This is a genomic window from Desulfomicrobium aestuarii, assembly GCF_055385525.1.
Window position 1 is genome coordinate 1565509 of record NZ_AP042427.1, and the last position, 14308, is coordinate 1579816.

General features: G+C 65.8%; 11 protein-coding genes. 2 read left to right on the forward strand and 9 right to left on the reverse strand.

Translation table 11 applies throughout. The annotated features are described in order from the left end of the window. Positions 1-101: 101 nt before the first annotated feature. The 6 genes from ACZ5AC_RS07145 to ACZ5AC_RS07170 form a co-directional block, all read right to left on the reverse strand. On the reverse strand, positions 102-3134 hold the full coding sequence (locus ACZ5AC_RS07145) for a PAS domain-containing hybrid sensor histidine kinase/response regulator (protein WP_464250259.1): 3033 nt from the start codon (positions 3132-3134) through the stop codon (positions 102-104). Next, a complete protein-coding gene (locus ACZ5AC_RS07150) occupies positions 3131-3910 on the reverse strand; it encodes a transporter substrate-binding domain-containing protein (protein ID WP_464250260.1) in 780 nt (259 codons plus the stop codon). Before ACZ5AC_RS07150 ends, ACZ5AC_RS07145 begins: the two co-directional genes overlap by 4 nt. A 230-nt stretch (positions 3911-4140) precedes the next feature. After that, the gene (locus ACZ5AC_RS07155) at positions 4141-4695 is read right to left on the reverse strand and encodes an LOG family protein (RefSeq protein WP_464250261.1); all 555 of its coding nucleotides are present in this window, start codon (positions 4693-4695) and stop codon (positions 4141-4143) included. A gap of 190 nt (positions 4696-4885) precedes the next feature. Continuing rightward, positions 4886-5215, reverse strand: a complete 330-nt coding sequence (locus tag ACZ5AC_RS07160; RefSeq protein ID WP_464250262.1) for a hypothetical protein — start codon at positions 5213-5215, stop codon at positions 4886-4888. Between the two features lie 138 nt (positions 5216-5353). After that, complete coding sequence (tsaA, locus tag ACZ5AC_RS07165; RefSeq protein ID WP_464250263.1) at positions 5354-5848, reverse strand: tRNA (N6-threonylcarbamoyladenosine(37)-N6)-methyltransferase TrmO; 495 nt, start codon at positions 5846-5848, stop codon at positions 5354-5356. A 109-nt stretch (positions 5849-5957) separates the two neighbouring features. After that, positions 5958-6509: a HEAT repeat domain-containing protein gene (locus ACZ5AC_RS07170; RefSeq protein ID WP_464250264.1), complete on the reverse strand. Its 552-nt coding sequence runs from the start codon at positions 6507-6509 to the stop codon at positions 5958-5960. A gap of 179 nt (positions 6510-6688) precedes the next feature. On the opposite strand from ACZ5AC_RS07170, the gene ACZ5AC_RS07175 reads away from it, so the two are divergent. Both ACZ5AC_RS07175 and ACZ5AC_RS07180 read left to right on the forward strand, forming a co-directional pair. Next, on the forward strand, positions 6689-7150 hold the full coding sequence (locus ACZ5AC_RS07175; protein WP_464250265.1) for a (2Fe-2S)-binding protein: 462 nt from the start codon (positions 6689-6691) through the stop codon (positions 7148-7150). Further along, positions 7147-9300 carry a xanthine dehydrogenase family protein molybdopterin-binding subunit gene (locus ACZ5AC_RS07180; protein WP_464250266.1) on the forward strand — a complete coding sequence of 718 codons (2154 nt, stop codon included), beginning with the start codon at positions 7147-7149 and terminating at the stop codon, positions 9298-9300. Before ACZ5AC_RS07175 ends, ACZ5AC_RS07180 begins: the two co-directional genes overlap by 4 nt. Before the next feature lie 95 nt (positions 9301-9395). On the opposite strand, the gene ACZ5AC_RS07185 is transcribed toward ACZ5AC_RS07180, so the two are convergent. The 3 genes from ACZ5AC_RS07185 to ACZ5AC_RS07195 form a co-directional block, all read right to left on the reverse strand. Continuing rightward, positions 9396-10079: a dihydrodipicolinate reductase C-terminal domain-containing protein gene (locus tag ACZ5AC_RS07185; protein WP_464250267.1), complete on the reverse strand. Its 684-nt coding sequence runs from the start codon at positions 10077-10079 to the stop codon at positions 9396-9398. A gap of 85 nt (positions 10080-10164) precedes the next feature. Continuing rightward, positions 10165-11754: a sensor domain-containing diguanylate cyclase gene (locus ACZ5AC_RS07190; RefSeq protein WP_464250268.1), complete on the reverse strand. Its 1590-nt coding sequence runs from the start codon at positions 11752-11754 to the stop codon at positions 10165-10167. An 84-nt stretch (positions 11755-11838) separates the two neighbouring features. Further along, the gene (locus ACZ5AC_RS07195; protein WP_464250269.1) at positions 11839-14166 is read right to left on the reverse strand and encodes a diguanylate cyclase domain-containing protein; all 2328 of its coding nucleotides are present in this window, start codon (positions 14164-14166) and stop codon (positions 11839-11841) included. Positions 14167-14308: the final 142 nt, after the last annotated feature.

Consider the following 14308-nt stretch of genomic DNA (forward strand, 5'->3'; position numbering starts at 1 on the left):
ACATGGCGAATCATACGCGGTCCGGGTCGTGGAGGGATGGCGTCCCTCCCCGTCACGTGCGGCAGGTCATGGTTAGTTCGGAGCGGCAAGCCGTTCCAGAGTCATGAGTCTGAAAACAGGCGGGTGATGACAGAGTCCAGGTCGCGGATGCCGACGGGCTTGCTGAGATAGGCGTCCATGCCCTGCTCAAGGAAGTTCTCGCGGTCCCCGAGCATGGCGTGGGCCGTGAGGGCCACGACGGGAATGTCCTTGAAGGTCGCGTGGGCCGGGTCCGTGCGGATGGCCTTGAGGGCTTCGAGGCCGGTCATGACGGGCATCTGAATGTCCATGAGGATGAGGTCGAACTCTTCGCGGGCCAAGAGCTCCAGGACCTGCCGGCCGTTTTCGGCCACGCTGACGCTGTGCCCCATCTTTCTCAGCAGCGCGGACGTGGCGACCTGGTTGATCTTGTCGTCCTCTGCCAGCAGCACGCGCACGGACCGTCCCGTCGTCGGCAGCCCGGCGGGGGACGGCAGCGCGGCGGACCGCTCGCCCGGTACGCCGAAGGGCAGGTCCACCCGGATGGACGTGCCCCGAGCCTGGGCGCTCTTGATCTGCAGGCTGCCGCCCATGAGCTTCACGAGGCGCTGGGTGATGGCCAGGCCGAGGCCTGCGCCCTGGTAGGCCCGGGTGTAGGAGCCGTCCACCTGGTAGAACGGCGTGCCGAGTCGGTCGAGGTTGTGCTCGGGGATGCCGATGCCCGTGTCGGTGACCGTGAAGCGCAGCCGGATCTCTCCTTCCCGCGCCGGCAGGGGCTCCATGTCCAGGCTCACATTCCCCTGGGGAGTGAATTTCAGGGCATTGCCCAGGAGGTTGCCGAGGATCTGGACAACCCGCGTCTCGTCGCCCACAACGCGTTCGGGCAGCCCCTCGGCCATGCGGCAAGTCAGGTCCAGTCCCTTTTCCCGGGCCGTGTTGGAAAAGAGCTCCATGACCGATTCGCGCAGTTCCGAAGTCGAGAACTCGGCCGTGCGCACGGTCAGCCGCCCGGCCTCGATGCTGGAGATGTCGAGGATGTCTGCCAGGAGCCGCGTCAGGCGGTTGGCGGACTTTACGGCCAGCGTGATGCATTCGACCTGCTCCGAACTGGGGTCCGTGGTCTGGAGGAGTTGCAGCATGCCCATGATGCCGTTTAAAGGGGTCCTGACCTCGTGGCTCATGTTGGCCAGGAACTCGGACTTGGCGTGGTTGGCGCTTTCGGCCTCCTCCTTGGCCCTGACGAGGTCGGACTCGGCCTCCTTCTGCCTGGTGATGTCCTCGGTGAAGATGACGATGCCGCCCACGTCCCCCCGGACCGAGCGCCACGGCCGCACTTCCCAGCGCACCCACTGGCTCGAGCCGTCGGCACGCTCGAAGCGGTCCTCGTCCTTGCGCACGACCTCGCCGTCGAGGCCACGGCGGTGTATTTCCTTCCATTCAGGGCCTATCTCCGGAAAGACCTCGTAGTGGGACACGCCCATGATGTCCCGCTCACCCAGGCGGTAGTCGTCCAGCCAGCGCCGGCTGACCGCGATGTAGCGCATCTCCCGGTCGAACATGGCCAGCGAGGCCGGAGCGTAGCGGACGAAGAGCTGCAGCCGCTCCTCGCTCTCGCGCAGGGCGGCCAGGGCTTCCTCGGCCCTGGCGCGGGCGTTTCGCGCCTCTTCCATTTGGCGCAGGGCGGCGATCCTGGCCTGCCGCTGCTGTTCCAGGGCCGCGGTCTGGGCCGCGGCCAGGGCGGCCTCGGCCTCCTTGCGTTTGGTCAGGTCCAGGGCATAGGCGACCCGGTTCACGGGCCTGCCGGCTTCGTCCCTGAGGACCGTGATGTCCAGGAGCACGGGGAAGCGTCGCCCGTCCCTGGCCATGTGTTCGCTCTCGAAGACGGCATGGGCCGAGGCGTTGAGGGTCTCGATCATCTCCCGGACCTGGCCGCGCCTGTCCTCGGCGAAGAGCTCGGCCACCGGCAAGCCGACCATCTCGGCCGGCTCGTAGCCGCGCAGCCGGGCGAAGGCCGGGTTGACGGCCAGCATCGTGTTGGTCCGGGCGTCGACAATGGCGAGCCCCAGTTCGGCGTTCTCGAAGGCTTGGGCCCACAGCCGCAGCTCGGTCTCGGCCAGGCGCAGAGGGGTGAGGTCGACGAAGGAAGACAGCACGCCCTCCTCCAGGAAAATTCCCGAAATCCGGACGGCGCGCTCCACGCCGTCCTTGCAGGCCACACGGAATTCGCCGGCGTCGAATTCCCTGCCGGCGCGACGGGCCCCGTCCAGTGCCTCCTGCCAGCGCGACTTGGCCTCGGAACGGGCGCCGGGATCGGGGAAGGCCAGGGACCACCATGTCGCGATGTCGGGCACGTCGTCCAGGGTGTAGCCGAAAAGCTGTTCGAAACTCCTGTTACCGGCGGTGATGCGCCCTGCCCCGTCGGCCATGGCCATGGCCACAGGCGCCTTGAGGAACATGTCCCTGAAGCGCGCCTCGCTGTCCTCGAGGGCCCTGCCCTGCCGGATGCGTTCGTGCAGTGCCACCCGCTCCTTGCGCACCGCGGTGAGGACGATGCCCAGGATGACACTCAAGGCCAGCAGGGAGCCGAGCAGACTGACGACATAGGTGCGGCGGGCCTTGGCGGTCAGGCTTTCGATCCGTTCCTGGAGCAGGGCGTCTACCTCCGCCGCACGCATTTCGAGGCCGGTGTGGGCGACGCGCAGGGACACGGCCAGTCGCTGGTCCTGCCTCGTGCCCCCCCTCCAGTCCTGCAGGAGCAGGCCGAAGCTCCGGATACTGCTGGCGAACTGTTCGGCTTGCTCCGAGTCGGCCGGGTCCAGCCGTGCCGCGGACGCCTCGAAGGAACGCAGGGCCTGACGCAACAGGGCCATTCCGGTGTCCTGGCTGAACGGCGACTGGGGGTCCGCGCCAAGGCTGGCCTGCATGAACCCCTTGGCCAGGTCGGTCCTGGCTAGGCGCAGTTCACCGAGATAGGCCGTGGTCTGCCGCAGGGCCGTGGTCTGCACCCAATGCATCCAGGCGAGCAGGCCCACGCTGCACAAAGCCAGCAGCATGGCGGTGAAAACCCACCGCGACGGTTTCCATTCTCCGGATTGGTCCGCGTGCGGGATGTTCATCCGTCGGCCTCCTTCGCTGCGGGAGGGCTCCAGGACAGCCCAAGGGAACCCAGCATGGCGCGGTGCGCCGCAGACCCCAGATACGCACCCAGGGCGTCGTCCCAGGCATCCCGGAATTCCGGCTCGTCCAGCCTGAAGGCGAACGCGGGCAACCCTGATTCCTGCTCGTCGTCAACGGCCACGGCAAGTCGTCCGGGCTCGCCGCGCGACAGCATCCACCGCAGACTCGGCTCCGAGAGCAGCAACGCGTCCGCCAGACCCGTCTCAACGGCCCGGCGGCCCGTCAGGGCGTCGGGAACACGCAGCAGGCGGACGTCGGCCATGCCAAGGCGCGTCATGAGCATGTCCTCGATGGAGCCGGCCAGGACGGCAGCGGCGATGTCCGAACGACCCGCCATTTCCCTGTAGGAGCCGAGGCCGCGGGGATTGCCCGCAGGCACAAGCATTGCCTGGCGCACGGTCATGGTGGGTCGGGAAAAGAGGACCTTTCCTGATCGCTCGGGGGTGATGAAGAGCCCTGAGGCGATGACGTCGATGCGTCCCGCCCGCAGTTCGGGGATGAGGCCGCCCAGTTCCACCTGGTGCCACTCGATGTGTGAGATGCCGAGGCGCTCGACCACGTGACGCGCGATCTCCGGAGCTTCCCCGGTGACCTCGCCGCGGTCGCTGAGGATGGCGAACGGCGCTTCGACCGCATACCCGATGCGGACCACGCCCGTCTTCCGCAGTCGCCCGAGGGTATCATCACCGCCGGGCTGAAAGAAAAATATCGCCATGAGCGCCAGAACTCCCGCCACACTCAGGGCGATCAATCGTTGAACCCGTCCCACGCTCTCCTCATGACTTGCGTTTTGAGCCGAAGTGTCAGGATCGTCAGCAGAATTCGGAAAGAACAACGTATCCGCTCCGATCCAGGCCGTTGTCCAAGAAACCTGTAACCCGTCCGGTGCGAAAAGGACAACCTCTATGCAGCGATTTTCCGGAAATAAATTGTAACCGTCGCCCGTTACATCAAGGACGGAATCCTGCGCTGCAGCATGTCCAGGAGTGCGGCCGGATCTTCGGCCACGTCGAGGGCGTCGTGAACCGGCCTTTTCATGAACCCTTCGCGTTCGGCCGTGACGAGCATGGCCCGCAGGGGTTCGAAGAAGCCGTTCACGTTGAGCAGGCCGCACGGTTTGGCGTGAAAGCCGAGCTGGCTCAGGGTGCAGACCTCGAAGAGCTCGTCCAGTGTGCCGATGCCGCCGGGCAGCGCCAGAAAGGCGTCGGACAGTTCGATCATGAGGTTCTTGCGCTCGTGCATGGTCGGCACGACATGCAGGCGCGTCAGGCCCCGGTGGAACTCCTCCTTGTCCTTGAGGAGCTGCACGGTCACGCCGACGACCTCTCCCCCGGCACCAAGGACGCTGTCGGCCAGGGTCTTCATCAGCCCCGTGCGGGAGCCGCCGTAGACGCAGGTTATCCGGCGCCGGGCCAGTTCGCGGCCCAGATCGGCCGTTGCGTGTGCATAGGCCGGATGGTTGCCGGCGCTTGATCCCAGGAATACGCAGACGGATTTCATGTGCTCTCTCCGGTTGGGGCAGGGTTTTGTATCCCGGCCCGGTTCTGTGGAACGTCGTCCACGGGCCGCTACGCCAAACCGGCCCGAAACCCAAGAAAAAGAAAGGGCCCGCTGCTGGGGCCCTTCCGGAATCGCCGAACGTCGAGAATGCGGCCGGACTTCGGGTTTCCGTGCCGTCCGCCCGGCTCCGTCAATGAAAGGTCTGCCCTTTGGTCAGGACGCGCCAGTGCTCCGCGGGGATGGGCAGGCAGTAGCACCGGCCGGGCAGGTCCGCGCACATGAAGAGCCTGCCGGAGGCCTCCTCCCAGCAGACGAGGTCTGAAAACATGGCCAGGATCTGGTGGAAGGAAAGTTCTTCCAGGTTGGCGACGGGCATCCGCCCGCCGAGAATGGAAAAGGCGGCCCTGCGGACAAGGTCGAACCCTGCCGGCGTCAGGCCGACGTCAATGGAATCAAGAGGATGGAGGGTCAGCTCGACGTCTTCAACCATGATCTTCACGGACTGGTCTGCGCTTTCCATGGTGTCCTCCGGGGTTTGGACACAAGATAGCAAAGAACAGGCCGCAAAGGCAAAACAAACTCACACGCGGGCGGCATCTTTTGCATGCCGCATGTCCGGACTCGCAGGACGCCGGCTCCGGCATGATCGCCGCGGCCATCACCCTCTGGGGTTAGCGAAGCGCCCGTCCGAACGCACGTCCCCGGCCTTGTCCTGATGCGCTTCGGCCCAGCCGCTCACGGCGTCGGGGAAGACGTCGAAGGCCCGGAAATAGGGCTTGATGTCCAGCAGGGGCGTGCCATCGAGGACATCGACGCCCAGGATGTGCAGGACGTTGCCTTCCACCCGCTGCAGGCGCACCACGGACAGGCCGATCTGGTTCGGCCGCCGGGGGGCGCGGGTGGAGAAGAGCCCCCGCTCGGCTGGCTCCATGAACGGGACCACGGTCAGGTCGAAGCCCTGGCTCATGTGAAAATGGTACAGCAGGTAGATGTGTGAAAAACCTTCCAGGTCGCGCAGGCCCGGGGCCAGGGCCTCGTCCACGACGACGGTCCCGGCCGTGTCCCGGGCGCCGCAGGGCTGGATGGGCATATTGGCCCGGTCGGTGAACGGGGAATGGATGACGCCGATGGGGCGGATGACGATGTCGGTCATATGCGGCTCCGCGGGGTTGATGGTCGGGGTCCGTGACGGATGGAGGCCGACCGGAGAGAAGCTGAAGTGCCCCCGGCCTGTCAACCCGTTCCCGAAAATCCGGTGAGTTTCAGCCCGGATCGCCCCCTTCTCCCATGTCCCGGCATTCCTGCCAGAGGTCGTTCAGCATCCTTTTCAGGATTTCGGCCGCGGCCATGCTCCCGGCCTCATCGAGTTCGCCGAACTCCAGGGAACGGACGACGGTGGCGAAGAGTTCCTCGTACCTGTCGAATTTTTGGCCCACGAAGACGTGGTGGACGCCGTCGCGCACGGCCACGCTGTCCACGCCGCGCTCGACCAGGCGCTGCAGGACCGGCTTCCAGGCCTCGCGGCCGAGGCCCTTCAGGGCCACGGCGGCCAGCCAGGCCACGTCGGAGTTGCGGTCTTCCAAAGCGTCGAGCAGGGCCGGGACCGAGTCCGGGTCGAGGATCTCGCCCAAGGCCTTGGCCGCGCCCCAGCGGGCGTCCTTGGACGGGGAGTTCAGCAGGATCCGGCACAGGCCGGGCACGGCCGCCCCGCCCTCCTCGACCAGGAGCCTCCTCCCCTTCTGCCGCACCAGACCGTCCCTGTGCTGCAGCATGGCCAGCAGTTCATCGATGACGGCGCATTTTTCCGTTGTCATGGGGCACCTCCTCGCCGCGCAAGATTAGGCCATTCCCGGCGCGCGGACAACTCGTTCTGCAGTGATCGCGAATCTTCGCGCCGATGTTTGACCAAAACCGATTTTTGACCCAATACGGTGGCAGGTCCCCGGCGGCTATCGACCGCCGGCCGCGGTCCACGACAGCCAAGGGAGGCGACATGATATCGTTGAAGGTGAACGGAACGGTCCATGAAGTTGACGCAGACCCGGGCACGCCCCTGCTGTGGGTGCTGCGGGACAACCTGGGGCTGACCAGCGTCAAGTACGGATGCGGCGAGGGGGTGTGCGGCGTCTGCACGGTGCTGGTGGACGGACACGCCGAACGGTCGTGCGTCACCCCCGTCGAGAGCGTCCAGGGCAGCGAAATACTGACCATCGAGGGCCTGCCCGCCGACCACCCCGTGAAGGCCGCCTGGACCGAACTGCAGGTGCCGCAGTGCGGCTACTGCCAGACGGGCATGATGCTGCAGGCCGTCGACGTCCTGACCGCCAGGCCGGACCTCCCGGACGGGGAGATGGCCGCGGCCATGGACGCCGTCGCCTGCCGCTGCGGCTCGCACCCGCGCGTCATCCCGGCCATGCGCCGGGCCGCCGGCAGGATGAGGGAGGAGAAGCCATGAGCGAAGACATGTCACGACGCTGTTTCCTGAAAAGCGGCCTCCTGGTCCTGGCCGTCGCCATCACTCCCGGAGGGCTGATGCTCATGAACGTTTCCCCGGGGGCGGCCGCGCCGGCGCCCCCGTTCCGCCCGCACGCCTTCGTCGAGCTTGACGCCGACGGCAACGTGACCGTGTGGGTCGGGCAGACGGACCTGGGACAGGGCACCCACACCGGCATGGCCATGATCATCGCAGACGAGATGGATGCCGACTGGAACTTCGTCCGCGTCAGGACGGCCCTTGCCGCCGAACCTTTCAAGGACCCCGAATGGGGCATGCAGGTCACTGGCGGCAGCACCAGCATCCGGCACCGCTGGGACTTGCTGCGCAAGGCCGGGGCCGCGGCGAGACTGATGCTCATGCAGGCGGCGGCAGCGCAGTGGGGCGTCGACCCGGCGGCCTGCACGACCGCAGCGGGCAGGGTCAGCCACCCCGACGGCCGCAGTCTCGGGTACGGCGAACTGGCCGCCGGGGCGGCCGCACTGCCGGTGCCCGCCGACCCGCTCCTGAAGAACCCTGCGGACTACGCCGTCATCGGCACCATGAAACGACGGCTGGACATGGATGACAAGGTCCAGGGCCGCACCGCCTTCGGCATCGACTTCCGGGTTCCCGGCATGTGCACCGCCGTGCTGGCCCGTCCGCCGCGCTTCGGGGCCAGGCCGCTGGCCGTGGACGCCGACGGGGCCAGACAGGTTCGGGGCGTGCTGGACGTCATCCCCGTGGGCGACGCCGTGGCGGTCTGCGCGGAATCGACGTGGTCGGCCCTGCAGGGACGGGACGCCCTGAAGATCAGCTGGAGCGAGGGCAGTCATCCGAACCTGAACGACGAAGCCGTCGCCGCGCAGCTCCTGGCGAAACTGGACGGCCCTGCCGCCGTGGCCGAGAACGCCGGCAACGCAGCCCAAGCCCTCTCCGCGGCCGCCACGGTCGTCGAGTCGGTCTACGCCGTGCCCTATGTCGCTCACGCCCAACTGGAACCGACCAACTGCACCGCGCACGTGGAAAAGGACCGCTGCCGCATCTGGGCGCCGACCCAGGGGCAGACCGCGGCCCAGTCCGAGGCGGCAAGGATCTGCGGCCTGGAGCCCGAAAAGGTCGAGGTCATGACCACGCCCTGCGGCGGCGGGTTCGGCCGCCGCGGCGAAACCGAGGTCGTCACCGAGGCCGTCACCCTGTCCAAGGCGCTGAAGCGGCCGGTCAAGGTCGTCTGGACGCGCGGCGACGAGTTCGCCCACGACGTCTTCCGCCCGGCCAGCGTCTGCCGCATCCGTGGCGGGCTGGACGGCGACGGCAACCTCGTGGCCTGGTCCCACAGGCTGGTCGCGTCGTCGATCATGTCCCGCCTGTGGCCCTCGGCCGTGCAGAACGGCCTCGACCCGACCTCCGTGGAGGGCGTCGAGGGCATGCCCTACTCCGTCCCCAACTTCCGCATCGAATACGCCATCCCCGACCTGCCCATCCCCGTCGGCTGGCTGCGCTCCGTGGGGCACTCGTACAACTGCTTCACCGTGGAGTCCTTCATGGACGAACTGGCGCATGCGGCCGGGAAGGATCCCGTGGAGTTCCGCCTCGGGCTCATGGAAAAGGGCTCCCGCCCCCACCGCACCCTGTCCCTGCTGGCTGAGAAGGCCGGCTGGGGCGGACCCGTCCCGGCGGGACGCGGACGGGGCGTGGCCGTGACCGAGTGCTTCGGTTCGTCCGTGGCCCAGATGGCCGAGGTCTCGGTGGACGGCAGGACCGGGGTCATCACCGTGCACCGGGTGGTCTGCGCCGTAGACTGCGGGCCGGCCGTGTATCCCGGCGCCATCGCGGCCCAGATGGAGGGCGCCGTGGTCATGGGCCTGAGCATCGCCCTGCACGAGCGCGTGAAGTTCGCCAAGGGCGGCGTGGCCACGTTGGGCTACGGGCAGTATCGTCTGCTTGGCATGAAGGAGGTTCCGGCCGTGGAGGTCTTCATCGCCGAAAGCCGGCACCCCGTCGGCGGCATCGGCGAACCGGGCCTGCCGCCCACCGCCCCGGCCGTGGCCAACGCCGTCTTCGCCGCCACGGGCGTCAGGCTGCGCGAACTCCCCTTCAGCCGGGATGCGCTGAAGACGGCCGTGGCCTAGCGTTCAACAGCTCCGCAAGAAAAAACGAGGGTTTCCGTCGACGGACTGGAACCCTCGTTTCGTCTGCCGCCCCGGCACACGGCGGCCGCGGCGGGCTAGGCGCCGTCCAGGAGCAGGTCGACGATGTCATGGCAGCCCGGGCCGGGCCGTTTCCCGGACACGATGCCGATGAGCTGCGACAGGCCCGAGGCGTAGGCCGATTTGCCCAGCACCCGGGTCTGCATGCGTATCTCGACCTGCGCGTCCCTGATGACGATCTCGTGGTACGCATGGCGGTCCAGGAATTCCTCGGGGATGCCGAGGACCTCGCGCTGGACCCGCGGGTCGCGCTCGGAGCGGATGGCGGCCTCGGGGACGCCCAGGGAGCGGGCCAGATGGACGGCCGTGCCGGGGCTCGTCTTCTTGGAGGCCTGGTGGGATTCGGAAATGCCGATGTCGAGGCCCCGGAAAAGTCCCGCGGACTGCCTGACCATGGCCATGAAGGACAGCATCTGCATGTTCACGTTGGGGCAGACGACCAGCGGGAAAGCGGCTTCGGCCGGGTAGTCCGTGCCGGCCGTGGACAGGTCGAGCAGGATGGACCCCGTGGCCGAACAGAAGTCGAAGACATCGCCCAGTTCTCGTCCGGAACCGGCATGAACGACCATGCACGGCCCGCCGACAGCGGCATCCCGTCCGTCCCACGGGAGAACGCCGGCAATCCCCGGCCCGTCAAGCCCCTGCAGCAGTTCGGCCGCGAGCTTGCCGCGGCCGACGATAAGTACCGTATGGTGATCCACGTTGTCCTTTCCTTGTCTTTCGAGCCCGCGGTCTTCGCCGACGAGAACGATCCGGGAGATGTGCGCGCGGGGCGTGATCCGGCGGTCATGACCGCCGGTAGACCGTCCATGTGTTCTTGCCCGCGCATTTCGAGTCGTAGAGCGCGATATCGGCTTTCTTGAACAGCGATCCGAAATCTTCATCGCCGTTGGTCGACGTCGCAATGCCGATGCTCACGGAAAGATCGTCATGCAGGGAAAGCGCTTCGAGTTCCGCGATGATTTTCTGCGCGGCACGCTGTGCCGATTCCGAGATGCATGCTTCCGGTGAGCCGGGGCCGGACAGAATTATGGCAAATTCATCGCCGCCCAAGCGGAAAATGTTCTCCGGGCTGAAATTATTCCGAAGAATTTCCGAAAACGCCACAAGTATTCTATCGCCTTCATCATGGCCATACTTGTCGTTGATCTGTTTGAAATTGTCGATGTCTGCAAGAATTAATGACGTTCCGGACATGCACGGCGTGATCCGCAAGAAGTCATGCAATTTTCTCCGATTGTTCAATTTTGTCAAATAATCGGTATTTGCGTCGGTTATGAGCTTGTTCTTCTGATGGTAATCTTCTGTAACATCGATAAATAGATAAATATATCCAGCAAAATCGCCGAAAACATCAAGCAGGTTTTCCTGTTGTATCTTGAGGACCTTATTTTTTGAGAAAAGAAAGATTTCCTCTCTCGAATTTTCGATCCAACACTCTTCCTGTGAAGAACACTCTTTATAGCCGCGGAGAATGACGTCAAAATTCTTCCCGAGTAGACTGCCGGCCCGCTCCGAGAACAAGGCCAGGGATTTCTGGTTCACCCCCGTGATGCGTTGGTCCTTGTCGGTCGCGATTACGCCGAAGGGCAGGCTCTCGAAAAGAATGTTCATTTCGATCTGCAGATTCTGCAGATCCGTGACATCGCGCGCCACGCCGACCGTTCCGAGCACGCGGCCGTCGCGGTCGAATACGGGCGACTTGTAGGTCTTGAACTTGCGGAAGGAGTCCTTGATCTTGACGATCTCGTCGAAGAGGCAGTTCTTCTTCTGCCGAAGCACGATCTCCTCGGACTCGAGGCAGACGTATTCGCCCCTGGCGTACTCGTCGGGCTCGATGTCCCATATGTAGTAATGCCCTCTGCCGCGGATGTCCGCCTTGGTCTTCCCGACGGCATCGCAGAAGCTGTCGTTGACCCGCAGGTGGGCGCCCCGGGCGTCCTTGAACCAGATGAGGTCGGGCAGGCTGTCTATGAGCGTCTCCAGCCAGGCGTCCGTGAGCCAGGCATCCTCCCGCTTTTTCAAGCGCCCTGCTATCCGGCCGAAGAGAAACGCGATCTTCTCTTCGTCCAGGGGCTTGAGCCACAATTCATCGTAACACCGATACGTTGCGGCGGCGACGTCCGCTGCGCCGCCGTCGGCGCAGACCACGAAAACGGAGCCCTCGCCCCGCGCCTCGTGTATGCTGCGGATGACCGCGTCGTCATGCGGAAGGTCGAGAATGATGACGGAGCTTTCCTTGGCCAGGCTCACATCGAGAGAACGGGAAGTGTCGATGACATATTCGAAATTTTCAGGCGCCGCAGCGCCCTTCAAGGCATTTTCGATGCAAAGGTCATCCGCGTAGATGCAGACACGCACACGTCGCTGGTACATCGGCAGATCCCTCCTCAAGAAACGATGAAACTGATGCTCCGGGCTGCGAAACGCCGGAAGGCGGGATTGTCCCCGCCGTCAACATTAACCGGACGCGGGTCCGGTATCCCCGAGGCCCTTCAGATATGCGCCGAGGGCCTTGTCCTGTTCCAGAATGTGCTCCAGGAGCCAGTGGCGCAGCTTGTCCGTCAGGAACAGCGCGCCCTCCTTGGAGAGGTCGGGCCCCATGTCGCGCAGTTCCCGCAGCAGGCTGCGGTGCCTTTCGTCATGATCGGCGCGGCCGGGAAACCCATGCCGGACCATCAGCCCGTGCTCCGTTGCGAAATGCCGTTCCGTGCACGACCGCAGTTCCTCGAAGAGCCCGAGGACCGCAGGCCGCTCCTGCCCTTCCCGCAGGGCCTTGCAGAGTTTGCTGACGGTGTCGGCGAGTTCGAGGTGCTGGGCGTCGATGACGTCGATGCCCACCTGATATGCGTCGCCGAAGCAGACTCCGTCGTGGCCGAGACAACCTTCGAGGGCCATGGTGAAGCGGTTCTTCCCCTTCTGCTTGCTCTGGTACATGGCCATGTCCGCGGCCATGAGCACGTCGTCCACGCTCGCGCCGTTGTCCGGCCAGATGCTGATGCCGATGCTGGCTCCGACACGGGCCGCGCCCGTGTGCCCCAGGGGGATCTCTGCGCCCACGGACTCCAGGACCTTGCGCGCCACGTTCGCGGCGTCGTCGGCAGAACCCACCTCGTGCAGGAGGACGACGAACTCGTCCCCGCCCAGGCGCGCAACCGTGTCGGCCTTGCGGACCAGCCGCACGAGGCGGTCAGCCACGGACTGCAGCACCTTGTCGCCGGCGTCGTGGCCGCGAGTGTCGTTGACATCCTTGAACCCGTCCAGATCGATGAACATGACCGCCGCCTTTTTTCCGCCCCGTCTGGCCACGGCCAGGACCTGCCGCAGGCGGTCGAAGAACAGCACCCGATTGGGGAGTCCGGTCAGGCGGTCGTGGTAGGCCATCATCTGCAGCTTGGTTTCCTCCGCCACGCGGTCGGTCACGTCCAGGGCGGCCACGAAGAGGGTCTCGTGGCGGGCCGCCAGGGACCATTCGAGATGCCTGTACTGCCCGTCCCTGTTCCTGAAGCGCGCGACCAGGCTTTGCGCCTTGCCCACGCGCCGCAGCTCCTCGATGGCGGCGTTCAGGCCATCCATGTCATCGGGGTGGAAAAAATCGAAAAATGACGTCTCCCTGAATTCATCGACCGCGTACCCCATCTCCCTTTCCCAGGCCGGATTGAGCTTGCGGCAGCCGCCGCCCATGTCCACGATGCCCAGGAGGTTCGGGGTGATCTCGAAGAAGGTGGCCAGTTCGGCATTCAATTCAAGCAGCTGTGCTTCCGCCCACTCGGCCTCCAGGGACGACGCCCGCCGAGCCCGCTGCATCAGGTGCAGGGCCACGCCGCCGAAGGAGATGACCAGAACGTAGACGGCGAGATGGCCGACGGCGTACGCTGTCCAGTCCGTGTAGAAGGATTCCAGGCTGGAGCCGACCCCGATGACGAGGGACGTGTTCATGTGCAGGCCCTTGGGCTGCACGGTCTTCAGCGCGATCATGGACCGTTCGCCGTTGGCCCTGACCGTGCCCTGGTAAAACGACGCCGGCCGGCCGCCGTTCAGGTGCTGCTCGAAGAATGTCCCGGGCTGGGCCAGGTTCATCCCCCGGAGATCGCGCCCGGCGGGCTCCCAGACGAACATGGTCCCGCCGCCGTGGGCCAGGGCGGCCCAGGTCTTCGGCGAGTTGCGAACCGCGTCGAGGGTCAACCGAAAATCCCTGGGGTCGAGGGAGGCCATGACGACCCCTTCCAGGGCACCGTCGGCCCGAACGATGGCTTTTGAGACGGCGATGAGCCAGACCCCGGACGTGGTCTCGAAGGGGGGGCTGACATAGAGCGTATCCGGCAGAGGGTTGGCCGCGGGGAGGCGGAAATATTCGCGGTGGGCGAAGGACTGTCCCATGAGCAGCGCCTGGTTCGAGGCGATGACGTTGCCCTGCGCGTCGAGCACGGCCAGGGTGCGCACGCTGGTCATGGCGCTTCCCAGGATGTCGAGGCGGTCCTTGACGAAGAGGACCGACGCGTCGTCAGGGGTCAGGTTCGGGCCCAGGCTCGCGCGGATGCTGTCCAGGGTCAGGCGGATCTTGTCGAGCTGGTCGCCGATCATGATCCCGGCCACGGACGCGGCATGGACGAGCCGGTCCTTCTCCCGGTCCGTGATGACCGAGTGCCTGAAATAGACCATGTACGCGAACATCACCCCGAGAACGACGGCGGCTGCGGCGAAGATCAGCCATTCCTGCCGCAGGCTCGGGCCGGACCGGCCCGCCCTGCCCATGTCCGCCGGAAGGGCGAGGCCGTTGCGCATCATGCGCCCGCCATCCCGGTTGCCGCAATGGCGTCGGGCGGAATCGGGGTCTCGTCAGGCGTACCGCAAAACATCCCCATGTCCGTCCTGACCGGACAGGCCCGCCGGAACCGCAGGTGAATGCCCGGCGTTTGGCCGGCCCACG

What these genes read in the sequence shown, in the direction of transcription:
- ACZ5AC_RS07170 (WP_464250264.1), bottom strand. Translation starts at nt 6,509, where the DNA reads ATGACAACGGAAAAATGCGCCGTCATCGATGAACTGCTGGCCATGCTG.
- ACZ5AC_RS07150 (WP_464250260.1), bottom strand. Translation starts at nt 3,910, where the DNA reads ATGGCGATATTTTTCTTTCAGCCCGGCGGTGATGATACCCTCGGGCGA.
- ACZ5AC_RS07180 (WP_464250266.1), top strand. Translation starts at nt 7,147, where the DNA reads ATGAGCGAAGACATGTCACGACGCTGTTTCCTGAAAAGCGGCCTCCTG.
- ACZ5AC_RS07195 (WP_464250269.1), bottom strand. Translation starts at nt 14,166, where the DNA reads ATGATGCGCAACGGCCTCGCCCTTCCGGCGGACATGGGCAGGGCGGGC.
- tsaA (WP_464250263.1), bottom strand. Translation starts at nt 5,848, where the DNA reads ATGACCGACATCGTCATCCGCCCCATCGGCGTCATCCATTCCCCGTTC.
- ACZ5AC_RS07160 (WP_464250262.1), bottom strand. Translation starts at nt 5,215, where the DNA reads ATGGAAAGCGCAGACCAGTCCGTGAAGATCATGGTTGAAGACGTCGAG.
- ACZ5AC_RS07145 (WP_464250259.1), bottom strand. Translation starts at nt 3,134, where the DNA reads ATGAACATCCCGCACGCGGACCAATCCGGAGAATGGAAACCGTCGCGG.
- ACZ5AC_RS07190 (WP_464250268.1), bottom strand. Translation starts at nt 11,754, where the DNA reads ATGTACCAGCGACGTGTGCGTGTCTGCATCTACGCGGATGACCTTTGC.
- ACZ5AC_RS07155 (WP_464250261.1), bottom strand. Translation starts at nt 4,695, where the DNA reads ATGAAATCCGTCTGCGTATTCCTGGGATCAAGCGCCGGCAACCATCCG.
- ACZ5AC_RS07175 (WP_464250265.1), top strand. Translation starts at nt 6,689, where the DNA reads ATGATATCGTTGAAGGTGAACGGAACGGTCCATGAAGTTGACGCAGAC.